The organism is Curtobacterium sp. MCLR17_059 (assembly GCF_003234665.1).
GTDB lineage: Bacteria > Actinomycetota > Actinomycetes > Actinomycetales > Microbacteriaceae > Curtobacterium > Curtobacterium flaccumfaciens.
Genome location: NZ_QKSU01000004.1, coordinates 166,713 through 190,453 on the forward strand (window position 1 = coordinate 166,713; position 23,741 = coordinate 190,453).

17 protein-coding genes and 1 tRNA gene are annotated in these 23,741 nt (G+C 72.5%); 3 read left to right on the forward strand and 15 right to left on the reverse strand.

All coding sequences use genetic code 11. The features are described from left to right. The first annotated feature begins 54 nt into the window (after positions 1-54). Both DEJ12_RS08050 and DEJ12_RS08055 read left to right on the forward strand, forming a co-directional pair. Entirely contained in the window at positions 55-2,460 is a 2,406-nt protein-coding gene (locus DEJ12_RS08050) for an Ig-like domain-containing protein (protein ID WP_146249183.1), read from the forward strand. 240 nt (positions 2,461-2,700) lie between these two features. Next, positions 2,701-4,482 carry a class I adenylate-forming enzyme family protein gene (locus tag DEJ12_RS08055; protein WP_111029655.1) on the forward strand — a complete coding sequence of 594 codons (1,782 nt, stop codon included), beginning with the start codon at positions 2,701-2,703 and terminating at the stop codon, positions 4,480-4,482. A 67-nt stretch (positions 4,483-4,549) separates the two neighbouring features. Here DEJ12_RS08055 and DEJ12_RS08060 read toward each other — a convergent pair whose 3' ends face one another. The 8 genes from DEJ12_RS08060 to DEJ12_RS08095 all read right to left on the reverse strand — a co-directional run bounded on the left by DEJ12_RS08060 (position 4,550) and on the right by DEJ12_RS08095 (position 13,109). Then, positions 4,550-5,890 (reverse strand): threonine/serine exporter family protein, encoded by a 1,341-nt coding sequence (locus tag DEJ12_RS08060; RefSeq protein WP_027464496.1) that lies wholly within the window; start codon positions 5,888-5,890, stop codon positions 4,550-4,552. Positions 5,891-6,188: 298 nt separating this feature from the next. Then, positions 6,189-6,262: transfer RNA gene (locus DEJ12_RS08065), tRNA-Leu, on the reverse strand. 71 nt (positions 6,263-6,333) lie between these two features. After that, positions 6,334-7,809 carry an NAD(P)/FAD-dependent oxidoreductase gene (locus tag DEJ12_RS08070; protein ID WP_017886746.1) on the reverse strand — a complete coding sequence of 492 codons (1,476 nt, stop codon included), beginning with the start codon at positions 7,807-7,809 and terminating at the stop codon, positions 6,334-6,336. Positions 7,810-7,849: 40 nt separating this feature from the next. Next, positions 7,850-8,398, reverse strand: coding sequence for a DUF501 domain-containing protein (locus DEJ12_RS08075; protein WP_071406119.1), 549 nt, complete (start codon positions 8,396-8,398; stop codon positions 7,850-7,852). A 76-nt stretch (positions 8,399-8,474) separates the two neighbouring features. Next, positions 8,475-9,008: a septum formation initiator family protein gene (locus DEJ12_RS08080; protein WP_111029598.1), complete on the reverse strand. Its 534-nt coding sequence runs from the start codon at positions 9,006-9,008 to the stop codon at positions 8,475-8,477. A gap of 460 nt (positions 9,009-9,468) precedes the next feature. Continuing rightward, entirely contained in the window at positions 9,469-10,752 is a 1,284-nt protein-coding gene (eno, locus tag DEJ12_RS08085; RefSeq protein ID WP_027464494.1) for a phosphopyruvate hydratase, read from the reverse strand. Between the two features lie 123 nt (positions 10,753-10,875). Continuing rightward, positions 10,876-12,117 (reverse strand): histidine--tRNA ligase, encoded by a 1,242-nt coding sequence (gene hisS / locus DEJ12_RS08090; protein ID WP_111029599.1) that lies wholly within the window; start codon positions 12,115-12,117, stop codon positions 10,876-10,878. Between the two features lie 251 nt (positions 12,118-12,368). Further along, complete coding sequence (locus tag DEJ12_RS08095; RefSeq protein ID WP_111029600.1) at positions 12,369-13,109, reverse strand: MazG family protein; 741 nt, start codon at positions 13,107-13,109, stop codon at positions 12,369-12,371. 90 nt (positions 13,110-13,199) lie between these two features. Between DEJ12_RS08095 and nhaA the strand changes: the two genes are divergently transcribed. Further along, the gene (gene nhaA / locus DEJ12_RS08100; protein WP_071406115.1) at positions 13,200-14,378 is read left to right on the forward strand and encodes a Na+/H+ antiporter NhaA; all 1,179 of its coding nucleotides are present in this window, start codon (positions 13,200-13,202) and stop codon (positions 14,376-14,378) included. Between the two features lie 159 nt (positions 14,379-14,537). On the opposite strand, the gene mfd is transcribed toward nhaA, so the two are convergent. The 7 genes from mfd to DEJ12_RS08135 all read right to left on the reverse strand — a co-directional run bounded on the left by mfd (position 14,538) and on the right by DEJ12_RS08135 (position 23,712). Next, positions 14,538-18,146, reverse strand: coding sequence for a transcription-repair coupling factor (mfd, locus tag DEJ12_RS08105; RefSeq protein WP_111029601.1), 3,609 nt, complete (start codon positions 18,144-18,146; stop codon positions 14,538-14,540). An 82-nt stretch (positions 18,147-18,228) separates the two neighbouring features. Continuing rightward, positions 18,229-18,816: an aminoacyl-tRNA hydrolase gene (gene pth / locus DEJ12_RS08110; RefSeq protein ID WP_111029602.1), complete on the reverse strand. Its 588-nt coding sequence runs from the start codon at positions 18,814-18,816 to the stop codon at positions 18,229-18,231. Positions 18,817-18,859: 43 nt separating this feature from the next. Next, positions 18,860-19,483: a 50S ribosomal protein L25/general stress protein Ctc gene (locus DEJ12_RS08115; protein ID WP_071405234.1), complete on the reverse strand. Its 624-nt coding sequence runs from the start codon at positions 19,481-19,483 to the stop codon at positions 18,860-18,862. 328 nt (positions 19,484-19,811) lie between these two features. Continuing rightward, the gene (locus DEJ12_RS08120) at positions 19,812-20,786 is read right to left on the reverse strand and encodes a hypothetical protein (RefSeq protein WP_111029603.1); all 975 of its coding nucleotides are present in this window, start codon (positions 20,784-20,786) and stop codon (positions 19,812-19,814) included. An 8-nt stretch (positions 20,787-20,794) separates the two neighbouring features. Then, complete coding sequence (locus DEJ12_RS08125; RefSeq protein WP_111029604.1) at positions 20,795-21,451, reverse strand: response regulator transcription factor; 657 nt, start codon at positions 21,449-21,451, stop codon at positions 20,795-20,797. After that, complete coding sequence (locus DEJ12_RS08130) at positions 21,448-22,725, reverse strand: sensor histidine kinase (protein WP_111029605.1); 1,278 nt, start codon at positions 22,723-22,725, stop codon at positions 21,448-21,450. The genes DEJ12_RS08125 and DEJ12_RS08130 overlap by 4 nt, the downstream gene beginning before the upstream one ends. 84 nt (positions 22,726-22,809) lie before the next feature. After that, positions 22,810-23,712: a hypothetical protein gene (locus DEJ12_RS08135; RefSeq protein WP_111029606.1), complete on the reverse strand. Its 903-nt coding sequence runs from the start codon at positions 23,710-23,712 to the stop codon at positions 22,810-22,812. Positions 23,713-23,741: the final 29 nt, after the last annotated feature.

The window sequence follows — 23,741 nt, forward strand, 5'->3', positions numbered from 1 at the left end:
CCTCATCCGCGAGGTGTATTGACCGGAGGCCGCCGATCCCGTGGGATGGGTCCGGTGAACACGACCGGGGAGAACGTGGACGAGAGGGCTGTCGGGGGCGACAGCCCTCGTCGTCGTCCCCGCTTCGCCCTGCTCGCAGCTGCGACGACGGTCCTCGTCGCCGCGCTCCTCGGGGCCGCAGCAGCCCCGGCCATCGCGGTCGCCGCGGACGGCACGTCGGTCGACGCTGCCGCTGCGGACGCCCCGGCAGCCCCCGCCGCCCGGGCAGCCGCCACCCCCCCCGCCACCCCCGAGCCGAGCGAGATCGCTCCGCCGAGCCCCGGCCGGCCGGGCGCCCCGACGCCCACCCCCACGCGTCCCGCCGTTCGGCCCACCATCGCCGACCCGGGTGACGTCACGACGGGGACGACGCGCTTCCACGGCACCGGCACCCCCGGGCACACCGTCCGGGTGACCGGCCCGGCCGCGACGGGTTCGTCCGGGTGCACGACCCGGGTGGACCCGGACGGTTCCTGGGCCTGCCTCGGCACGGTCCGCTCCGGCCCGCAACAGGTCTTCACGGTGCGCGACCTCGTCGCCGCACTGCCCGTCGCGAGTGCACCGGCCTCGGACGTCATCGTCCCGCCGACCCTGGCGGCCGCCGGGCCCACCGGCGGAACGGTCTCCGGTACGGGGTACCCCGGATCGACGGTGCTGCTGTCGGTGTCCGGGTCCTCGGCCCAGCAGACCGCCCGGGTCGGTGCGGACGGCCGGTGGGTGGCCGCCCTCGGGTCGCTCGCCGACGGCCGGTTCACCGTCACCGCGTCGCAGACCGCCAGCACGGCGCGCGGCTACCGGTCGGACCTGCGGAGCGCGGCCTCCGCTCCCGTGACGATCACGGTCGACCGCACGGCGCCCGCTGCCCCGCGCATCACGACACCGGACGACGGCCAACGGATCGGCACCCGCTCGACGACGGTGGCCGGGACCGGTGAGCCGGGCGCCCGCGTGACCGTGTACGTCGACCGTGCGCCGGTGTGCGGCGTGGTGGTCGCGTCGGACACCTCGTGGTCGTGCTCCACCGCGGGGTCGACGCTGCGCGCCGGCGGGCACCAGCTCACCGCGACGCAGCACGACGTCGCCGGCAACTACTCCCGGTCGTCGACCGCCGTCCGGGTCACGGTGTGGTCCACCACCACGGCCCCGACCGCCACACCGACCCCGGGCGCCACGGACACCCCGGGGACGCCGGGCACGTCGACGCCGGGATCCGGCTCGACGACGGACACCCCCGGCGCGACCAGCCACGGTGGAACCGGCAACGGCAACGGCAACGGCGCGAACGCCGCCGGCCACGGGGGCGACGGCGACAACGGCAACGGCAACGACGACGGCGGCGCAGCAGGCACCGGCAACGGCACCGGCAACGGCCCCAGCGACGGCACCGGCAGCACCCCGGCCGGCGTCGGCAGCGCCGGAGGCCACCCCGACTGGTCCGGCCCCGCCGGCGACTGGACCGCGGCGACGACGTACGACCGCACCGTCCCGACCATCCAGGCCGCGTTCTCGTGGCGGACCGTCCTGGTCGCCACCGCCGTCGCCGCCGGGTTCCTCCTGCTGATCGCCGCGCCCCTCGCCCTCGTGGCCGCGGCCACCCGGGGTCGCCTCCGCTCGCCGTTCGCCGGGCTGCTCGGCCGCAACCGCTCGCGGTCGGACCGCGCACGCGGCGACGACGTCCTGCCGACCTGGGCGTCGATCACCATCGCGGTGTCCGTCGCGGCGCTGTGCACCCTGCTCGGGGTGGGCGTCGAGCTCGAGGTGCGGTACGCCCGTCTGGCGATCGCTGTCCTCGCCGGGACCGGGGTCCTGACCGCCGCCGTCGTGTTCGCCACGCGGTGGGCAGCCGGCAGCGACCACCGCACGATCGGGTTCCGGGTGTCGCCGTGGCTCGTGCTCGCAGCCCTCGTGGCGTGCGGCGTCACCCGCGCGGCGGACCTGTCCCCCGCACTCATTGTCGGGGTCGTCCTCGTGCCGTCCGTCCGCCCCGGGCTGGGGACCGGACCGCTCCGCCTCGGTACCGGGATCGCCGCGAGTGCCCGGGGTGCGACCTGGCGGGTGCTGGCCCTGCTCGGACTCGCCGCGGCCGGCTGGGTGCTGCACAGCCTGCTCGCGGGCGGTGGCTTCTGGGTGTCACTCGGTTCGGAGTTCGCCATCACGCTGTGCGTCGGCGGCCTCGGTGCCGTGGTCGCGACCCTGCTGCCCGTCGCGGGGTCCGCCGGCAGCGCGCTGCTCGCCGCCTCTCGCGGTCGGTACGTCGCGCTCGCGGTGGTCGCCGTCGCGCTGACCACCGCGGTCTACTCGGGGACGACCGGCACGCACGCCGCACCGGCCCTGCTCGTCGGCATCGCCGCGGCCTGCGTGGCGGCCGCGATCGCGGCCCTGGTCTGGCTGCGCACCGACCGGCGCGCGGCCCGCGTCTGACCCGAGCCGGGCCTCCAGAGCGGCGCACCGCACCACCCGTCGGACAGAAGACGCACTTCCGGGCCGCTTCGCGGACAGCGGGCTAGTGTGACGATCGGTGCTGGTCGCACCGCACGGAGGACGCTCGCCGTCCCGCACGGACGACCGACGCCGCACCGGACCAGCGGTGCAGCAGTGCCGCGCGACCGGTGCCCGCGCAGCATCGACGGTGTGCACCGCACGACCGCGGCAGGAGCGATGATGACCGACACCCGACCCGACCCGGAACCCCGCACCGACACCCGACCCGACCCGGAACCCCACACCGACACCCGACGCGATCCGGAACCCCACGCCGACACCCGGTCCGACCCGGAACCCCACGCCGACACCCGGTCCGACTACGACGCGACGCGCTTCCGCGAGGTGTTCGAGGGCAGCTTCACCTACGCGAACGGCTTCGCCCGCAACACCCACCGCTTCGCCGGCCGACCCGCGCTCCGCGAGCCGGAGACGGACCGCTCGTGGACCTACGCCGAGCTCGGCGACGCCGTCGACCGGATCGCCGGGTGGCTCGTCCGGCACGGTGGCGGACGGGGTTCCGTCGTGATGGTCGAGCTCTTCAACACCCCCGAGTTCGCGATGCTCTACCTGGCCTGCCACCGCATCGGCGCGGTGTTCTCGCCGACGAACTTCCGGCTCGCCCCCGACGAGGTCGCGTTCATCATCGAGGACTCCGCACCCGCCGTCCTCGTGCACGACACCGAGCGGACGAGTGCGATCGCCGCCGCGATCGAGTCCTCGCCGCACCGGCCGGACCACGTCGTCCCGGTCGGCGGCGACCACGACCGGTTCGCCGAGCTGCTCGCGTCCGATCCCGTCTCCCCCGAGGAACTCGCGGCGATCGGCCCGCGCAGCACCTACGACGAGTCCACCCGGCTCTACACCTCGGGCACCACCGGTCGGCCGAAGCCCGTCCCGCTGCCGAGCCTGGTCGAGGTGCTCAGCGCGCACGACGTGGTCATGCACTTCCCGCTCAGTCCGTTCGACAAGACGCTCAACATGTCACCGCTGTTCCACCGTGGCGGCCTGTACTCCGGCGGCCCGAACCCGGTGTTCTACGTCGGCGCGGAACTCACGACGCTGCGGCACTTCGACGCCGACCGGGTACTCGACCTGGTCGAGTCCGAGCGCCTGACGTTCCTGATCGGCGCCCCGCCGAACCTGGTGCAGCTCGCCGACGCGCAGGAACGCCGGGCGCGGGACCTGTCGAGCCTCAACGGCATCGTCACGATGGGCGCGCCGCTCGACCGTGCCGCGGCACTGCGGTACCAGGAGCTGCTGTCGCCGCGGATCTTCAACGGCTACGGCACCACCGAGACCTTCTGGAACACGTTCCTGCGCCCCGAGGACTTCCCGGACGGCGCCGGGTCCACCGGTCGCGCATCGACCGACGACGACGTCGCCGTCGTCCGCGTGCACGAGGACCGTCTGGCCGACCCGACCGACACGGTGGCGAAGGACGGCACCGAGATCGGCGAGTTCGCCGTCCGCACCGTGAAGTCCGGCTACTCGTACCGGAACCCCGGGCTCGAGGCCGAGAAGTTCGCGAACGGCTGGTTCTACCCCGGCGACCTCGCCACGTGGGACGAGCACGAGCGGGTGACGATCGTGGGCCGCAAGGACGACATGGTCATCTCCGGCGGCGAGAACGTGCACCCCGTCCAGGTCGAGGCGGTGCTGCAGGAGCACCCCGGGGTCGCCGACTCCATCGTGGTGGGCGTGCCGGACCCGCGGTGGGGCGAGGTCGTCACGGCGTACGTCGTCCGTACCGGCGACCGGCTGCCGGCCGACGACGCCGAGGCAGCGGCCGCGCTCGAGGAGTGGACCGGCTCCCACCCGGGCCTCGCCCGGTACAAGCGCCCGCGGCGGTACCGCTTCGTCACGGACCTCCCCTACAACGCCACCGGCAAGAAGGTGCACTACCTGGCGAAGGACACGGCCGCGGCGGACCAGGCAGCCGGCCGGCTGATCGAGCCGTAGCGGGCCCGGTACCCGGCCGGTGACGGCCTGGAGGCCCGTGGCGGCGCCGCCACGGGCCTCCCGTCCGTCAGCTGGTCGCGTCCACCGCGCGCCGGGGCGCGTTGCGGGCGAAGAGGCCGGGCAGGAGCCCGCCGATCTTCGTCCCGATGCACAGGCTGACGAAGGTCGCGAGCGGGGTCGCGAGCGCCTCGGGATCGAAGGTGGCCACCGCCACCAGCCCGACCGTCCCCGGCACGAGCAGCAGGAACGCCGGGAAGAACGACACCGTCGCCGGGATCGCCGGCACGAGCCGCTCGAGCAACCGGGTCGCGACGAACAGCAGCGCCGCCGCGGCCCCGGTCGCGACGACGCTGCCCCAGAGCGGCGTCGTCGTGCTCACCACGGCGTAGGCGGTGACCATGACCGCCACCGACACGAGCGTCAGGCGCCACCCGGACCGGAACACCAGACCGAGCCCGACCGCGAGCACCACGACGGCCACCCACGACACCCAGTACGCGGGCACGGACTCCCAGCCGGCCAGGTCGGTGCCGACCCCCGCGACCTCGCCGACGAGCGCGGCCGACGACGGGTCGACGTGCAACCCGGTCAGGGCACTGCCGGACGCGATGCCTGCGGCCATGAAGCCGAGCATGATGAGCCCCTGCACCAGGCGCGACGACCCGGTGACGATGTCCGCGGCGGTGAGTTCGAGCAACGCGTTGGTGATGAGCGCGCCCGGGACGAACACCGCCACCGGGGCGCAGACCGCGAAGAGCGGGACCTGCTCGAACCCGGTGCCCGCGGCGACCAGGCCGACGATCGCCGTCGACACGAACGCGGCCAGGAACGGGATGATCGCCACGGCTTCGCGGAAGCGCCGGAGGACCAGTCCGATCACGCCGACCAGGCCGCCGACGACGAGCGCCAGGACGATCGCCCACCAGGGGCAGCGGAAGACGACGGCCAGGCCGGCCGAGGTCAGGGCGTTGCCGAGGATCCACGGCAGCGCGGGCGGCGGGACGGTGCCGGCCCGGATGGCCCGGACGCGGGCGGGGATCTCGGCGAGGGCGATGGAGCCGCTCTCGAGCCCGAGCACGACGCGGTTGGCGCGGGCGGCCTGGCGGGAGGACAGTTCGACGCCCTCGGCGTTGACGATGGTGGCGGCGCCCGTCGAGACCTCGCTCACCATCACCAGGGCGGGCAGGACGCCGATCGCGAGCGTCGGTCCGACCCCGGCGGCGTCCCGGGCCTTCTCGAGCGCCGACCGGACGTCGGTGACGGAGCTGCCGGCGTCCAGGAGCAGGGCTCCGAGGGTGCCGAGGAGCATGCCGACCGGGACGCTCTCGCCGTCGACGACCTCGACGTGGGCCTCCGGTCGGCGGAGGGCGTTCTGCAGGTTGGCGAGTGCGCTTCCGAGTCCGACCACGATCGTCGATGCTACTGGGCGGCGAGCCGGTCGTGCAGTCGCGCCGTCTTCGCGGGAAGGCGACGGTCCGCGGGCCGGGAGGCACGTGGCGGGCCGGTGCCGCGCCTCCAGTCCGATGCCCAGGGCGACCCGATCCCACCGTCGAAGCGACAGATGGCAGGACCATCGCTCGGACTGTGCGGCCGGAGCGACAGAACGACGCGAACTGTTCGCAGAGTTCTGTCGCTTTCGCAGCGGCACGCGGCGGGCGCCACGCGGCGGGCGCCGCGCGGCGGGCGCCGCGCCAGAGCCTCGGCGGTACCCCCGGTGGGACTCGAACCCACAACTCAGCGATTTTAAGTCGCGTGCCTCTACCGATTGGGCCACGGGGGCGGGCCGCAACAGCCTACCGATGCACGAAGGCGGCCACCCTTCACGGGTGACCGCCTTCGTGACGAGCGTTGCTACTTGGCGTCGGCCGGGGCCGTCACCGGCTCGGGGGCGTTGGAGACGTCCTTCGCGGGCTCGCCGTAGACGGGACCGGCGGCACCGGCGACCTTGCCCTCTTCCGGAGCCGGGGCCGCGGCGGGCGCGGCCGGGGCCTCGGCAGCGGGCTTCGGACGGGACGCGAACGCCTCGAACGCGGCGCGCGGGGTCTCGCGGTCGTCGAGCGACACGATGTCGCGGCCCAGGAAGAAGCCACCGACCCAGTCGCCGATGACGCGCCACTTGCGCTCCCACGACGGCATGGCCAGGCCGTGGTAGCCGCGGTGGGCACCCCAGGCCAGGAAGCCCTTCATGGCGAACTTGCCGGACTGGAACACACCGGTGCCGAGGCCGAGACCCGCGACGGCGCCGAGGTTCTCGTGCTTGTAGTCGGTCGTCGCCTCGCCACGGATGGTCGCGACGACGTTCTTCGCGAGCTGCTTGGCCTGGCGCACGGCGTGCTGGGCGTTCGGCACGCAGAACCCGCCGACACCGCCACCGGTCAGGTCCGGCACGGCTGCGACGTCGCCGCAGGCCCATGCATCGGCGATCACGCCGTTGTCGTCCACCACGCGCAGGTCGGGCTGCACGCGGATGCGGCCACGCTGCTCGAGCGGGAAGTCCGTGCCCTTGACCATCGGGTTCGCCATGACGCCGGCGGTCCAGATGATGAGGTCGGACGGGATGGTCTCGATCGCGCCGTCGCTCGTCTTGAGCTCGCAGACGCCACCGACGGCCGAGGCCAGCTGGGTCTCGAGGTGCACGGTCGCGCCACGCTCGGCGAGGTTCTTGAGCACCCAGTGCGAGGTCTCGAGCGAGACCTCGGGCATGATGCGGCCCATCGCCTCGACCAGGTGGAAGTGCGTGTCGTCGAAGGACAGCTGCGGGTGGCTCTTCAGCAGGTCGGTGACGAAGGAGCGGAGCTCGGCGAACACCTCGATGCCGGCGAAGCCACCACCGACGACGACGACGGTGAGCAGGCGGTCGCGCTCGGGACCGGCCGGCAGGTTCGCCGCCTTGTGGAAGTTGCTGAGGATGCGGTCACGGATCGACGCGGCTTCCTCGATGGTCTTCAGGCCGATGGCCTCGTCCGCGACGCCCGGGATCGGGAACGTGCGCGACACCGCGCCGGCGGTCATGACGATCTGGTCGTAGGACTCCTCCCACGCCTCGCCCTCGGTCGGGGTGATCGTCGCCGTCTTGGTGGCGTGGTCGACCTTGGTGACCTTCGCCGTGACGACGCGGGTCTTCTTGAGGTGACGACGGTGCGCGACGACCGCGTGACGCGGCTCGATGGAACCGGCGGCGACCTCGGGCAGGAACGGCTGGTACGTCATGTACGGCAGCGGGTCCACCATGACGACCTCGGCTTCGCCCTGGCGAAGGTGCTTCTCGAGCTTCCATGCGGTGTAGAAACCGGCGTAACCGCCGCCGACGACGAGGATCTTGGGCACGGGGGATGATCTCCTTGGATGGGGGTGTGCGGGAGTCGGGTCAGACTTCGCCGCCACCCGCCCCGACTCCAGCGTCTGCACCGTCATCATACGCCCGGCACTCACACCGGGAGGGCGACCAGTCCGCGCGCTCGAGCGCGAGGTCGCCGATGGGGTTGACGCCGGGTCCGGCGGCGAGGGCGTGGCCGACGAGGGCGTGCAGGCACTTCACGCGGGTGGGCATGCCACCGGCGCTGATGCCGTCGATCTCGTCGACGTGTTCGATCGACTCGCGATCGGCCAGGTAGGACTCGTGGGCCGCGCGGTACTGCGCGGCGACTTCGGGATCCTCGAGCAGGGCTGCCAGCTCGGGCATCACCTGGTTGGCCTCGAGGGTGCTGACCGCAGCGGTGGCCGCGGGGTGGCACAGGTAGTAGAACGTCGGGAACGGGGTGCCGTTCGACAGCCGGGGCTTCGTGGAGACGACTGTGGGGTTGCCACAGACGCAGCGTGCCGCGATCCCGATGACGTCACGTGCCGGTCGGCCGAGCTGCGCCGACACGACCTGGACGTCGCGGTCGGAGGGCGGGTCGAAGGGAGGGGTCGTCACGGGAACGTGAGCCTACCGGAGAAGCGGAACCCCTCGCACCGTCGGGCCGGACGGCTCCGCGCCCTGCGGTCCGGGACTACTTGCTGTCGCCCGTCCCGGAGACGTCGGGGGCGACGAGGTCGGCGGCACGCTCGTCCGTCAGTCCGGACTGCAGCACCGACGAGAGCATCGCCTGCACCCAGTCGACCTTGGGCGTCTGCACCTTCGCACTCACGGGGGTGCCCGAGTCGGTGGTCGGGGTCTTCTCAGCCCGCTTGTCCTCGGTGCCCATCACGAGGTAGCTCTCCTCGCCCGGGTACACGTAGAGCAGTCGGTCGCGGGCCTGCGCCTCGATGTACGCCGGGTCGTCCCAGCGTGCGACGTCCTGCTTCTTCTGCGTGACGTCGGCCTTCTGGCTCGCGACCTCCTGCTGCTGCTGGGCGATCTGCTCCTGCTGCTGGATGAGCGTCCGGAGCGACGGCGCGAGCACCACCACGAAGAGCACGATGATCGCGAGCATGAGCAGGCTGAACCCGGAGAAGTGGATCGAGCGGTACCAGGGCTGCGCGGGTGTGCTGCCGTCGGGCATCGCCACGGGGACGCGGCGGACGCGGGGCTTCTGGCTGGGCACGGTCCGACGATAACCCGGCACGGTCGGTCGGGCCGCCCGGCACGCGGCCGTTCGGCGCCCTCTCAGCGTCTCGCGTCCCACGGTGCCGCCCAGCAGAAGACGCCGTCGTCTCCTCGAGACGCCTCCGGATTCGGCGGCGTCTCACGTACTTCGCGGCGTCAGGCTGACACGACGGCGTCACGCCGACGGCGGGCGGGTCCGGTCGAGGCAGCCGGGAGGCACGGCTTCGGCCCGCCCCTGAATTCCCGCACCCGGAGTGGTCACCACACACCGCCCGGTGCACGTCCGGTGGTCACGTCCTGTCGGCCGGGCCCGGGCCAGCCGACGACTCGCGACCACTCGACGCAGCGCGCGCGGCACGTCCTGGCCGCTCGGCACCTCGGGACCGCACACACGACGAGACGCCGTCCTCCTGGAGGAGGACGGCGTCTCGGTGGTGCGGGTACTGCTGAGCGGCTGGTTACAGCGACGCGGCGCGCGGGAAGGCCGAGCGACCGGCGTACACCGCGGCGTCGCCGAGCTCTTCCTCGATGCGGAGCAGCTGGTTGTACTTCGCGACGCGGTCCGAGCGGGCCGGGGCGCCGGTCTTGATCTGACCACCGTCGACCGCGACCGCGATGTCCGCGATCGTGGTGTCCTCGGTCTCGCCGGAGCGGTGCGACAGGATCGAGGTCAGGCCGTGGCGGTGCGCGAGCGAGACCGCGTCGAGGGTCTCGGTGAGCGTGCCGATCTGGTTGACCTTGACGAGGATCGAGTTCGCGGCCTTCTCGTCGATACCCCGCTGCAGACGCTTCGGGTTGGTGACGAACAGGTCGTCGCCGACGATCTGGACCTTGTCGCCGAGCTCGGCGGTCAGGTGCGACCAGCCCTCCCAGTCGTCCTCGGCCAGCGGGTCCTCGATGGTGACGAGGGGGTAGTTCGCGACGAGCTCGGCGAAGTAGGAGGTGAACTCCTGGCTCGAGAGCTGCTTGCCCTCGAACTGGTACTTGCCGTCCGAGAAGAACTCGGTGGACGCGACGTCGAGGCCGACGGCGATGTCCTTGCCGGGCGTGTAGCCAGCCTTCTCGATCGCGGTGAGCAGGAAGTCGAGCGCGGCGCGGTTCGACGCGAGCTCCGGCGCGAAGCCGCCCTCGTCGCCGAGGCCGGTGGCCAGGCCCTGCTTCTTCAGCTCGCCCTTGAGGGCGTGGTAGGTCTCGACGCCCCAGCGGAGTGCCTCGGAGAAGGACTCGGCGCCGTAGGGCACCAGGAAGAACTCCTGGATGTCGACGTTGGTGTCCGCGTGGGCACCACCGTTGACGACGTTCATCAGCGGGACGGGCAGCGTGTGCGCGTTCGGGCCGCCGAGGTAGCGGAAGAGCGGCAGGTCGACCGAGTCGGCTGCGGCACGGGCCACGGCGAGCGAGGCGCCGAGGATCGCGTTCGCGCCGAGGCGGGACTTGTTCTCGGTGCCGTCGAGCTCGATGAGCGCGGCGTCGACGAGGCGCTGGTCGGTGGCGTCGAAGCCCTCGAGCGCCGGGCCGATCTCGTCGAGGACGGCGTCGACGGCCTTGAGGACGCCCTTGCCGCCGTAGCGCGAGGCGTCGCCGTCGCGCAGCTCGTACGCCTCGAACGCGCCGGTGGATGCACCGGACGGGACGAGCGCGCGGGACACGACGCCGTCGTCGAGGAGGACCTCGACCTCGACCGTCGGGTTGCCTCGGGAATCGAGGACTTCGCGTGCGCCTACGGCATCGATCAGGGCCACGGGGTACTCCCTACACATTGGTTGTGGTGATTGCGGTGTCGATCCTAGCGAGCGGAGGTGAACACGACGTCGGCCGTGACGCCCCGCTGTCGACGAGTCCGTGCTGGAACGAGGACTGGGTGCTCAGTCGAGCGGGCGGAACTCGACGCCCTCGAGCGACGCGGTGTCCGCCGAGACGGTCGCGAACGCCGTGAAGCCCTGGGCGGCGAGGCCGGCGAGCAGGTTCTTGGTGTTCTTCGTGCGGCGCTCGAGCCGGACGCGTCGGTGGGACGCCAGCGCCTCGGTCTTCAGCGCGGCGAGCCGGACCGGGTCGACGTCCTTGTCGTACACGAGCACGACGGCGTCGGCCTCGGCGGACTCCGGGAGGGTCACGAGGTCGACGAGCCGCTCGAACCCGAGCGAGAACCCGACCGCGGGGACGTCCTGCCCGAGGAACCGGCCGATCATGCCGTCGTACCGGCCGCCGCCACCGAGGCTGTAGCCGAAGTCGGGGTGCGCGACCTCGAAGATCGTGCCCGTGTAGTAGCCCATGCCGCGCACGAGCGTCGGGTCGAAGCGCAGATCCACCCCTGGGAGCGCCTCGCGCAGGCGGAGCAGGTCGGCGAAGGCCTCGGCGTCGAGCCACGGCGCCCCCTCGACCGACGTCCAGTCGGCGGCCTCGAGCGCACGCATGGTGTCCTCGAGCCCGGGCAGGTCGGCGCCCACGGTGCTGCGGAGTTCCGCCGCGACGCCGTCCGCACCGATCTTGTCGAGCTTGTCGATCGTGATGAGCGCGCGGTCGGCGGCGGGCTCGGTGATCCCCCACGACGCGAGGAGCGCGAGCAGGATCCGGCGGTCGTTGATCCGGATCGTCGTGCCGCGGACCCCGAGGGCGTCGAGGGCCGCGGTCGTCGCGCGGATGAGCTCGATCTCGGCGAGCTGCCCGGGCTCCCCCAGGATGTCGATGTCGCACTGCACGAACTGGCGGTAGCGGCCCTTCTGCGGGCGCTCGGCACGCCAGACCGGCGCGATCTGCACGGACCGGAACACCGACGGCAGCTCCGCACGGTGCGAGGCGTAGAACCGGGCCAGCGGGACCGTCAGGTCGAACCGGAGACCGAGGTCGGCGAGGTCCAGCGGCGCTTCGGCCGCCTGCAGGTCCTCGGTGGTGAGGCCGCGCTTCATCACCGCGAACGCCAGCTTCTCGTTGTCGCCGCCGAGCCCGGAGTGCAGCCGCGCGGCGTCCTCCACCACCGGGGTCTCGATCTCGTCGAAACCGTGCCGCGAGTAGACGTCCCGCACGACACCGAGCACGTGCTCGCGCCGGGCCTTGTCCGCCGGGAGGAAGTCACGCATGCCACGGGGTGCCGTCACGGTCGTTGCCATGCGGTCAATTCTGGCAGACGGGCGTCTCCGGCTTGCGCGCCTGCCGACCCACTGGCATACTGCATGCAGAACCTCGGTCCGGATCGTGCCTGATCCATGCTCCGGACCGATTCGCGGGGCGACGTGCTGCAGTGCGTCCCGCGGTTCGAGCGGGCTTCCCTGTCGGCCCCTCTCCCTGGTGGAGCCGACGCCCGCTCACGGGCGCCCTCTCTTTTTCGGGTTGGGAGGGCGCCCGTTCTCACGACCGGGGATCACTCCACGGCGCGACCGGCCTCCTCGAGCGCCGACACCGCGGCCCGCAGACTCGCGACCGGGTCCACCCCGCGTCCTGCCGCAGCCGCGACCTCCCCGAGCACCGCCCGCCCCCACTCGGCGTCGACGGTCCCCACCCCGTCGTCCGCAGCGGGCGCGGCGGGCGCGGCGGGCGCGGCGGGCGCGGCGGGCGCGGCGGACGCGGCGGACGCACCACGGGCCTCCGGGCCGACGCCGGAACCGGCCCCGACGACGGACGCGACGACCGCGTCGGCGTCCCCACGTTCCTCCAGGCGTTCCAGCAGCTTCACCGCGCGCTCCAGCGGCGGCATCGCCCGCGGCACCCCGTCGAACGCACTCCGCCGACTCGCCTTCTCGGCCGCCTTGGCCGCACGCCAGACCCGCACGACGTCCTCGACGGTGTCCGCCGTCTCGTCGCCGAACACGTGCGGGTGCCGCCTGGTCATCTTGTCCCGGACCCCGGCGGCGACGTCCTCGAGGGTGAAGTCCCCCGCGCGGGCAGCGATCCCCGCGTGCAGGACCACCTGGTAGAGCAGGTCGCCGAGTTCCTCGCGGACATCGTCCGGGTCGCCGTCGTCGATCGCGTCGACGAGTTCGTACGACTCCTCGACGGCGTAACGGGCGAGCGAGGCGTGGGTCTGCGCCCGGTTCCAGACGCACCCGCCGTCCTCGGCGAGCAGGCGGTCGACGACGGTCACGAGGTCCGGTACGGCGGTCATCACGTCATCGTGCCACCCGCGTAGACTGGTCGTGGTGTGTCGGGAAGTCTGGTCGACGGACACTCACCCGACCCCTCGAGACGGAGATCCATGTCGTCCCTCGTCCGCTCCCCCCGCTTCAGCGCCATCGCGCTCCTCACCGCCGCCGTGCTCGGCCTGGTCGTGGCGAACTCCCCGATCGGCCCCGGCCTCGAACGGCTGCTCGACGCGCACCTGCCGCTCGGGGCCCTGGGCCTCGACCTGTCGATCGCGCACTGGATCAGCGACGGTTTGCTCGCGGTCTTCTTCCTGCTCGTCGCGATCGAGCTGAAGCAGGAACTCGTCGACGGCGAGCTGTCGAACCCCAAGACCGCGATCATCCCCGCCATCGCCGCGGTCGGTGGCGTGCTCGTCCCGGCCGGCATCTTCCTGCTCGTCACCGCGGGCACGCAGTACACGCACGGCTGGCCGATCCCGACGGCGACGGACATCGCGTTCGCGCTCGGGGTGCTCGCCATGTTCGGTCGCGGGCTGCCGAGCGGCATCCGGGTGTTCCTGCTCGCGCTGGCCGTGCTCGACGACCTCATCGCGATCATCATCATCGCCGTGGTGTTCGCCCACGACACCGACTTCCTGGCCCTCGCGGGCGCTGTCGTCACCCTCGCGGTGTTCTGGCTGCTCGGCCGGATGCTCCGTCCGGGGCGCAGCGGGCAGACGTTCATCATCGTGGCGATGGTCGTCGTCGGACTCCTGACATGGTGGCTCGTCTACCACTCCGGTGTGCACGCCACCATCGCCGGCGTCGCCCTCGGGCTCGTGCTGCCCCGCCGCCCGGGCCACACCCTGCACGAGAACGTCGAGCCGTGGTCGAACGCCATCGTCCTGCCGGTGTTCGCGTTCGCGTCGGCCGCCGTCATCATCCCCTCGGTCGGCATCAGCGAGCTCTCCCCCACGTTCTGGGCGGTCGTCCTCGCCCTGCCGGTCGGCAAGGTCATCGGCATCACGCTGTTCGGCACGATCGCCACGCGGATCTTCCGCTCGCCCGGCCGCTCGTCGCTGTCGTTCTTCTCGATCATCACCGTCGGCGTGCTCGGCGGCATCGGGTTCACGGTGTCGCTGCTCATGAACGAGCTGGCGTTCGCCCGCAACGAGGAGATCCTCGACGAGGGCGTCCTCGCCGTGCTCGTCGGCTCGGGCATCGCCATCGTCGCGTCGGCGGTCGTCGTCACCCTGCGGGCGCGGGCGTACCGCGCGCGCCGCGAGCTGTCCGAGGCCGAGGACACCGAGTAGCGGCTCGCGGCCCGCGGTTCGCACCCGTTCCACGACAGGCCACGCGTCGTTCGACGCGTGGATCGTCGCTGACGGCGTGCGCGCCGTGGACGTGGCCGATGACGGCCTGGAGGCACGGTGCGGGCCCGCACCGTGCCTCCAGTCCGTCGGCGCTCGCGTCTACGCGGCCGGTGCCTCTGCGGGGGTCGTCGCGCCGTACACGGCGGTGAGGATGCTCTCCACCCACTGGATGAGGGCGTCGTCCGGCAGCGCCTGGTCGTGCGGACGCGGCATCGGGATGCTCGTCGCGTTCTGCTGCGGGAACCAGCGCGCGCCCGGGAACATGCGCTTCAGGCGCACCTGCGACGAGTCGGCGAGCTCCTTGCCGGCGACCCGCAGGTTCGAGCCCATCACCACGACGTCGGACAGGCCGACCTGCTGCGCCATGCGACGGAGGCGGGAGACCTCGACCAGGGTCTGAACAGCCTGCGGCGGCTGCCCGTAGCGGTCGGTGAGCTCGTCGAGCACCATGTCGATCGCGTTCGGCTGGGCCATCGGGGCCGAGGCCGCCGAGAGCTTCTGGTACGCCTCGAGCCGGAGTCGCTCGGACTCGACGTAGTCCTCGGGGATGTGCGCGTCGACGGGGATCTCGAGCCGGAGCTCGGTCTGCCCCTCGGCGACGTCGCCACGGAACTGCGACACCGCCTCGCCGATCATCCGCAGGTACAGGTCGAACCCGACGCCCGCGATGTGGCCGGACTGCTCCCCGCCGAGCAGGTTGCCGGCCCCGCGGATCTCGAGGTCCTTCATGGCGACCTGCATGCCCGCGCCGAGCTCGTTGTTCGCGGCGATGGTCTCGAGGCGGTCCTGTGCGGTCTCGGACAGGGGCTTGTCTGAGTCGTAGAGGAAGTACGCGTACCCGCGCTCCCGCCCACGGCCGACACGACCGCGCAGCTGGTGCAGCTGCGACAGGCCGTACTTGTCCGCCTTGTCGATGATCAGCGTGTTCGCGTTGGCGATGTCCAGACCGGTCTCGATGATCGTCGTCGAGACGAGGACGTCGAAGCGGCGCTCCCAGAAGTCGACCATGACCTGCTCGAGGGCGGTCTCCGACATCTGCCCGTGCGCCACGGCGATGCGCGCGTCCGGCACGATCTCGGCCAGGTGCGCGGCGACCGACTGGATGTCCTTCACGCGGTTGTGCACGTAGAACACCTGGCCCTCGCGCAGCAGCTCGCGGCGGATCGCCGCCGCCACCTGCAGGTCGGACTGCGGGCCGACGAAGGTCAGGATCGGGTGGCGGTCCTCGGGCGGGGTGGCGAGGGTCGACATCTCGCGGATGCCCGTGACCGCCATCTCGAGCGAGCGCGGGATCGGGGTCGCCGACATCGCCAGGACGTCGACGTTCGTCTTGAACTTCTTGAGCTGGTCCTTGTGCTCGACGCCGAACCGCTGTTCCTCGTCGATGATGACGAGCCCGACGTCCTTGAAGGTGATGCCCTGCGACAGGATCCGGTGGGTCGCGATGACGATGTCGACCGTGCCGTCGGCGAGCCCGGCGATGGTCTCCTTCGACTCCTTCTCGGTCTGGAAGCGGCTCAGGGCGCGCAGGTGGACGGGGAACCCGGCGAAGCGCTCCTGGAACGTCTCCATGTGCTGGCGGACGAGCAGGGTCGTCGGGACGAGCATGACGACCTGCTTGCCGTCCTGCACGGCCTTGAACGCGGCACGGATCGCGACCTCGGTCTTGCCGTAGCCGACGTCGCCGGACAGCAGGCGGTCCATCGGGATCGGGCGTTCCATGTCGCGCTTGATCTCGTCGATCGTGGTGAGCTGGTCGGCGGTCTCGGCGAACGGGAACGCCTCTTCCAGCTCGCGCTGCCACGGGGTGTCCGGACCGAACGCGTGCCCCTTCGACGCCATGCGCGCCGAGTAGAGCTTGACCAGGTCGACGGCGATGTCGCGGACGGCCTTGCGGGCCTTCGACTTGGCGGCGGACCAGTCCGAGCCGCCCATCTTCGACAGGGTCGGGGACTCGCCACCGACGTAGCGCGACAGCTGGTCGAGCTGGTCGGTCGGCACGAAGAGCTTGTCGCCCGGGTAGTTGCGCTTCGACGGCGCGTACTCGAGCACGAGGTACTCGCGCTGCGTCTTCACGGCGTTCCGGCCACCGCTGGAGACCTCGCGGCTGACGAGCTCGACGAACTTGCCGATGCCGTGGGTCGCGTGCACGACGACGTCGCCCGGCTTGAGCTGCAGCGGGTCGACGACGTTCTTGCGGCGGCTCGCGAGCTTCTTGACGGTGCGGGCGCCCTGCTGGACACTGCGGCCGTAGAACTCCGCCTCGCTCAGGACCGCGATGCGGGGGTCGGGGATGGCGAAGCCGTGCTCGACGGTCGCGGTCGTCACGACGGCGAACCCCGGCTCCGGCGGCGCGTCGACTACTGCGGCACGGGCGGCGACCCCGGCGTCGGCGAGCACCTGCACCGCACGCTCGACGAGGCCCTGGCCCTGCGCGGTCACCACCACGGCCCACCCGTCGTCGGTCAGCGACTTGACGTGCGCGATCGCCCCGTCGGCGCTGCCGGCGAAGCTCGGGACGGCCTCGGCCCGGACGCGGATGTACTCGCCGGCCTCGGCAGCGGCCTCGGCGTCGGTGAGGACACGCTCGGTGTCCCCTTCGTCGAGGCCGGAGTCGAACGGCGACACCGTCCACCAGGTGCGCTGCCCCCGGGTGTTCTTGAGCTGCTGCACGGTCAGGAAGTTGCCGGCGTCGAGGTCGATCGGGGCCTGGGCTCCGGCGACCGCTGCGCTCCAGGCCGCCTGCAGGAACTCGGTGTTCGTCTCGGCGAGGCTGTTCGCCCGGCCGTTCACCCGCTCGGGCGAGAACACCGCGATGGTGGCGTCGTCCGGCAGGTAGGAGGTCATCGGCACGAGGTCCTGCACGAGCGCCGGGGCGAGGGACTCCATGCCCTCGACCGGGATGCCCTCGGCGATCTTCGCGAGCATCTGCGACAGGTTCGGGAACTCGTGCAGCATCTCGCGCGCCCGCTGCCGGACTTCGTCGCTGAGCAGGAGTTCGCGCGAGGCGGTCAGCTCGACCGAGCCGAGGTCGTCCTCGGTCGTGCGCTGGTCGGCGACGGAGAACGCCTTGATCGCCTCGATCTCGTCGCCGAAGAAGTCGACGCGTGCCGGGTGGTCGGCCGTCGGCGGGAAGACGTCGAGGATGCCACCGCGCACCGCGAACTCACCACGGCGTGTGACGAGGTCGACACGCGAGTAGGCGAGGTCCACCAGCTGGGACGCGATCGCAGCCAAGTCGTTGCCCCGCGAGTCGGTCCGCAGCACCACCGGCGCCAGGGACGTCAGGTTGCTCGCGATCGGCTGCAGCGCGGCGCGGACGCTCGCGACGACGATGGTCTGGCGACGCTCGGCCGGGTCCGCCGCCTGCCACGCCGCGAGCTTCCGGAGCGTCGCGATGCGGGTACCGACCGTCTGGGCACTCGGGCTGAGGCGTTCGTGCGGCAGGGTCTCCCACGCCGGGAACTCGAGCACGTCGGCATCGGGGACGTAGCTGCCGAACGCTTCGCGGACCGCCTCGGCTTCACGCCCGGTCGCCGTGATGACGAGGACGCACTGCGGACCGTTGCGCTCGGCGAGCAGCGCGCCGAGCAGCGGCACGCGCAGGCCGTCCACGACGGAGAAGTCGGCGTCGCGCGGTGCGGCGCGCAGCACGCGATCGAAGGCGGAGGCGCGCGAGAGCGCAGGGATGATGCCCGAGATCGTCACTCAGGAGATGGTACCGGCCGCCACCGACACCGGCCGCGACGTGCGCGACGGGCGAACAGCGCCGACGCCCGGCACGGAGCGCTCAGGACGGAGCGTGCACGCGCTGCTGTGCGGCGAGCAGCCCGACCTCGGCGATCGCCTGTACCGCGTCGGCGGCGTCGGCCAGCAGGATCGGCAGCGTCTTCTTCTCGGCTGCGGAGAAGTCACGCAGCACGTAGTCGGCCGGGTCCTGCCGACCGGGCGGACGCCCGATGCCGACCCGGACGCGCATGAACTCGTTCGTCCCGGTGGCCTTGATGATGTCGCGCAGCCCGTTGTGCCCACCGTGCCCGCCACTGCCCTTCAGGCGGACGGTGTCGAACGGCAGGTCGAGCTCGTCGTGCACGACGACGAGGTCGGCCGGGGTGGCGCTGTAGAACCCGAGCACCGAGGAGACCGGTCCGCCCGAGGTGTTCATGAACGACCCGGGCTTCGCCAGCACGAGTCGGGTGCCGCCGGGCACCAGGCGCCCCTCGGCGACCTGGTTCGGCGTCTTGTGCTTCTTGAACGTCGCTCCCATGCGGGAGGCGAGTTCGTCGAGGACCATCTGGCCGACGTTGTGGCGGTTGCCGGCGTAGTCGGGCCCGGGGTTCCCGAGCCCGACCACCACGAGGATGCTGCTGCCGTTCATGAGCGCAGTGTCACAGCGTCGACCAGATGTCTTCGAAGGGGTGTTACTCGGAGTCCGCGGCGCCCTCGGCACCCGACTCGGCGCCGGCCTCGGCCGAGGCCTCGTCCGCAGCGTCGTCGTCAGCGGTGCCACGCGGGGTGACGATCGCGACGACCAGCGCCTCGGGGTCGGTCTCGAGCTCGGCGCCCTCGGGGAGCTCGAGCTGCGCGGCGTGGATCTGCACGCCGTCCTCGAGGCCCTCGACGTTCACGGAGACGTGCTCCGGGATGTCGGTGGCGAGCACGAGCAGCGAGATCGTGTTGAGGTCCTGCACGTGGATGGTGCCGGAGAAGGACTCGCCCTCGATGACGACGGGCACGTCGACCGTGACCTTCTCGCCGCGGCGGAGGACCACGAGGTCGATGTGCTCGATGATCTGGCGCACCGGGTCACGCTGGACGTCCTTGACGAGGGCGAGCTGCGCAGCGCCCTCGATGTCGAGGTCGACGACCGCGTTGGCGGTACGGACGAGCAGCATGGTCTCGTGACCGGGCAGCGAGATGTGCTTCGGCTCGGTGCCGTGGCCGTAGACGACCGCGGGGATCTTGTCGGCCGCGCGGAGCTTGCGAGCAGCGCCCTTGCCGAACTTGGTGCGGACTTCCGCTGCGAGCTTGGTGTAGTCGGCCATGGTGCCTCCTGGTGTCGGGGACGACGCCGGGGTGCCGGCATCGTGGGGGTCTGTGGTGTTGCAACTCGAACGCGTGCACGCGTGAGGAACGATCCCAGGGTCTTGCCGGGTATCCCACCGCGTCGATCACGGCCGCGCGTACGCAGCCCTCGCCGAAGTCAGGGACTGAGTCTAGCAGGGCTGTCCGGGCGTGTCGCGCGTCACGATCCGGACGCACACCGGGACGGACGGGAGGCCCGTGGCGGTCCTGCCACGGGCCTCCCGTCCGTCGTCCCCACGCGGCGGGCGCGGGGCGCTCCCCCCAGGACCGCTCCCCGCGACCGCCGCGTCAGTCGACGTCCGTCGGTGCCGCCGGCGCGAGCCGCGCGATCACCCGGTCGAGGCGGGCCTCCACCTGCGGCTGCCGCGTCGAACCCCTCCGGAGCACGGCCGCGTCGGTCGCGGTGACGTGCAGCAGCCGTTCCCACTCCGCCGCGTACAGCGCGCTGCGGTAGCCGGATGACTCCTGGCACGCGACGTCCCGTTCGGCGACGGCGACCTCGGCCTTCCCCGGATCGTCCGAGAACAGGACGACCTGGTCGCCGTCACGGGCGCTGACGTGCATCGAGGGGGTCGGCATGCCCTCCGGACCCTCCGGCAGGTCCGGCACACCGGACGGCGCCATGCAGGTGCGCCACCCGGCCGCGGCCGTGCGGACCGGGTCGTCCTGGCGTGCGTCCAGCGCCGCCAGGTACGTCAGGCGCTGGGCGAGTTCGGACGCGGTCTGCTCGGTGCCGCGCAGCGTGGTGCTGAGCGTCTTCCGGGCCGCCTTCCAGCAGCGGGCGGCCACGTCGTCCGGGAGCGCGGCGAACGCGGCCTGGCGGTCTGGGTCGTACCCCCACTTCCGCATGCCCTCCTGGTTCGCACCGGCGACGGACGGCCCGTGGTAGCCGCGGGCCTCGGCGAGCGCCGTGGTGAGGGGCCGGGTGGTCGCGAGTGCGGGTGCGGGGTTCGCCCGGGCGGCGGTGTCGGCCGCGTCGTCGTCGGCCTGCAGCCCGGCCGCGGTCGCCCAGGGAGCCGGGTCGTCGATGCCGGCCTTCCGCAGGCAGGGCTCAGCCACGAGGTCCTCCGCGTACGTGGTCTTCGACGAGGCCGGTGCGACGAAGGCGTCGAGCGGCATCGCCCACGCCGTGCTGTCCTGTTCGACGGTGGGTGCGACCGCGACGTCGGCACGCTCGGGCAGGCCGTGGACGACGGCGGTGGCCAGTCCGGCGAGGACGACGACGAGGGTGCCGGTCTTCGCGACGCGGTTCGTGATCTGCATGGTTCCCCCTAGGCGCGGACGAGGCCGCGTTCGTGTGCGGTGATGACGACCTGGATCCGGTTCCGGAGTCCGAGCTTCGTCAGGACGGCGCGGACGTGGGTCTTCACGGTGGCGTCGCTCAGGAAGACCGACTCGGCGATCTCGGCGTTGCTGAGCCCCTTCGCGACGAGCAGGAAGACCTCGCGCTCGCGGGCAGTCAACGCGTCGAGGACCTCGTCGCGCCGATCGGTGACGGCCGGGGTGCCCTGGGCGCGCAGCAGGTCCAGCGCCTCGGCTTCGGTCGGGGCCGGTCGGCCCGCGTGCACGTCGCGGATGGTCGCGGTGACGACGTCGGGCAGGGCGTCCTTCGTCAGGAACGCGGCGGCTCCGGCACGGAGTGCTGCGAGGACCGCGTCGTCACGGCGGATGGTCGTGAGCGCGACGACCCGCGGGCGGTCCTGGGTCGAGGCAGCGAGCCGCGTCAGGGCCTCGATGCCGTTCATGATCGGCATCCGCAGGTCGAGCAGCAGCACGTCGGGGTGCTCGGCGGCGCAGAGCTCGAGGGCGGCGGCACCGTCGCCGGCGGTCCCGACACAGGTCATGTCGTCCTGGGCGTCGACGAGCATCTGCATCCCGGTGGCGAACAGCCGCTGGTCGTCGACGACGGCGACGCGGACGGCGCTCATCGGACGTGCTCCGGCCGGACGGCCTCGGTGTCGGTGCCGGCCTCGGTGTCCGTGTCGGTGTCCGCCGTCGCCGTGGTCGGCACGGCGGCGGTCGTCGGCAGCCACGCGGTGACGACCCACTCGTCCGGGGTGTCGCCGACACCGGCACGCAGCCAGCCGCCGGCCAGTCGGGCACGCTCCTGCATCCCGGCGACACCGGACCCGACACCGTCGAGCTCGACGAGGGGTTCGGTCCCCCGTGACGTCACGACGACGCCGAGCCCCGGGCCGCGCCAATCGAGCGCCACCCGGGCCGTCGCTGTCCGCCCCTGGTGCTTCAGCACGTTCGTCAGGCTCTCCTGCACGATCCGGTGCACCGCGCTGGCACTGCCCGCGGGCAGGAGTCCGGCGCCGTGCTCCTCGAACGTCGCGGTCATCCCGAGCTCCCGCATGTCCTCGACCAGGTCGGGGACGTCGAACAGCCCGTGGCGGTCGGCGTCGTCGCTCGCCTGGATGCGTTCCACCAGGGACCGGACGTCACCCAGTGCCGAGCGGCTCACGTCGGCGATGTCCTGCAGCGCCCGGGCGGCGTGTTCGTCCCGCACGGCGATGGCCGCGGCACCCTGGGCCTGGGACACGACGACGGCCAGTGAGTGGGCGAGCGAGTCGTGCACGTCGCGGGCGATCCGCGCGCGGTCCTGCTCGGCCCGGAGTTCGGTGGTGGTCACCTCGGTGCGGCGTTGCGCCTCGACCACCCGGACCCGCGCGAGGCCGATCCGCCACGCGGCACCGATGGCCACGCCGACCGCCCAGGCGACACCGCTGACCCCGACGAACGCGAAGGTGATCGTGACGAGGTCGGACCGGGTCCCGCCGGAGTTCCCCACCCAGCTGCCCCAGACGTCCTGGTCGGCAGCGGTCGGGACCGCCATCGCCCAGGCAGCTGCCGCACTCGCGAGCAGGAGCACGGGGACCGCCACGTAGCGGAGCAGGTCGGACCGACCGGCGCCGACGATGCCGACGACGATCGCGATCGCCAGGTATTCCGGCCAGGTCGTGTCGGTCGGCCGGGTGAGCAGCCGGGCCGCCTGCAGGAGCGGGATGCCGACGACCAGTCCGAGCGCGGTCGCGGGCATCCACGCGGCGAGGCCGATGGCGACGGCGAAGGCCGACACCACGACGACGTGGTCGGCGAGCCCCGCGCGTCCGGCTTCGGCGACGATCCAGAGCACGAGGTACACGGCGCCGGCGGCGGGGGCCAGCAGGTGCCGGTACCGGCGGAGGAGGGAGGTCATGACGCGAGCGTATGGGCCTCGCCGGACGGGGACCGAGCCGTGCGGCCGCTTTTCATCCGAGGTGATGAGGTCGCGCCGGACGGCTCAGCGGCCGACCTGCCGACGGTGCTCCTGCGCGGCGTGGAGGACGTCGCGCGCCCGGTCGCTCGCTGCCTCAGCGTCGTCGCGGTCTGCCTCGAGCCGGGTGATCTCGGCCTCGGCCTGCTCGAGGGCACGCTGGAGCTCCGCGCGCCGCTCCTCCGCCTGTTCGAGATCGGCCTCGGCGGTGTCGAGTGCTGCGTCGGCGTCGCGGGACTCCGTGCGCGCGGAGGTCTCGGCCTGGCGCGCGACCTTCCGGTCGGCGGCCGGGTCGCGCTTCGGTTCGGGTTCGGCGTCCGGTTCCGCGGCGTCGCGCTGCGCGGGCCTGGAGGCACGGCTCGCCTTCCGCGCACCCCTCGCCTGGGAGATGGGGATGGGTGGGGCATCGCTGCCGGACCAGGCATCGGGCACCGCGTCCGGATCCGCGAGCGCCCCGTCGAGGTCGACCGCGTCGAACCCCACGCTCTCGAGCGCCGTCACGAGCAGCCCCGACCGGACGGCCGCGCCGGCGTGCGGGTCCGCCATCGCCGCCTCGATCGTCGACCGGACCTGCTCGAGCACCGCCGGGGTGACGGGGTGTCCGGCGTCGGACGCCAGGTCCGCACCGGCCTGTGCGAGGGCGTCGACGACCTCGGTCCGCTGCCGACGGAGGGTCCGGATCGCGTCGGGGTCGGCGTCGGCTTGGGCCTTGCGGAGCGCCGGTCCGAGGTCGACGGCGTCGTCGAGGGCACCGTCGTGGGCGAGCAGGTCGATCACCCAGGCGGCCGGTGAGGGCTTCCGGAGCTTCCCGATCTCGGTCGCGAGGGCACGGTCGTCCTTCCGCGCCGCGCGCTGCCGTGCGGTGCGCTCGGCGACGAAGTCCTGCGGCGCGACGAGCAGCAGCTCCCTCGCGACGTCGGCGAACTCCATGCGACCACTGTGCCAGCCAGGATGCCAGG

Excerpts from the sequence above, each read along its gene's own strand:
- pth (WP_111029602.1), bottom strand. The coding sequence starts at position 18,816 with ATGAACGGCAGCAGCATCCTCGTGGTGGTCGGGCTCGGGAACCCCGGG.
- DEJ12_RS08095 (WP_111029600.1), bottom strand. The coding sequence starts at position 13,109 with ATGACCGCCGTACCGGACCTCGTGACCGTCGTCGACCGCCTGCTCGCC.
- DEJ12_RS08135 (WP_111029606.1), bottom strand. The coding sequence starts at position 23,712 with ATGGAGTTCGCCGACGTCGCGAGGGAGCTGCTGCTCGTCGCGCCGCAG.
- nhaA (WP_071406115.1), top strand. The coding sequence starts at position 13,200 with ATGTCGTCCCTCGTCCGCTCCCCCCGCTTCAGCGCCATCGCGCTCCTC.
- DEJ12_RS08130 (WP_111029605.1), bottom strand. The coding sequence starts at position 22,725 with ATGACCTCCCTCCTCCGCCGGTACCGGCACCTGCTGGCCCCCGCCGCC.
- hisS (WP_111029599.1), bottom strand. The coding sequence starts at position 12,117 with ATGGCAACGACCGTGACGGCACCCCGTGGCATGCGTGACTTCCTCCCG.
- DEJ12_RS08055 (WP_111029655.1), top strand. The coding sequence starts at position 2,701 with ATGACCGACACCCGACCCGACCCGGAACCCCGCACCGACACCCGACCC.
- DEJ12_RS08115 (WP_071405234.1), bottom strand. The coding sequence starts at position 19,483 with ATGGCCGACTACACCAAGCTCGCAGCGGAAGTCCGCACCAAGTTCGGC.
- DEJ12_RS08125 (WP_111029604.1), bottom strand. The coding sequence starts at position 21,451 with ATGAGCGCCGTCCGCGTCGCCGTCGTCGACGACCAGCGGCTGTTCGCC.
- DEJ12_RS08120 (WP_111029603.1), bottom strand. The coding sequence starts at position 20,786 with ATGCAGATCACGAACCGCGTCGCGAAGACCGGCACCCTCGTCGTCGTC.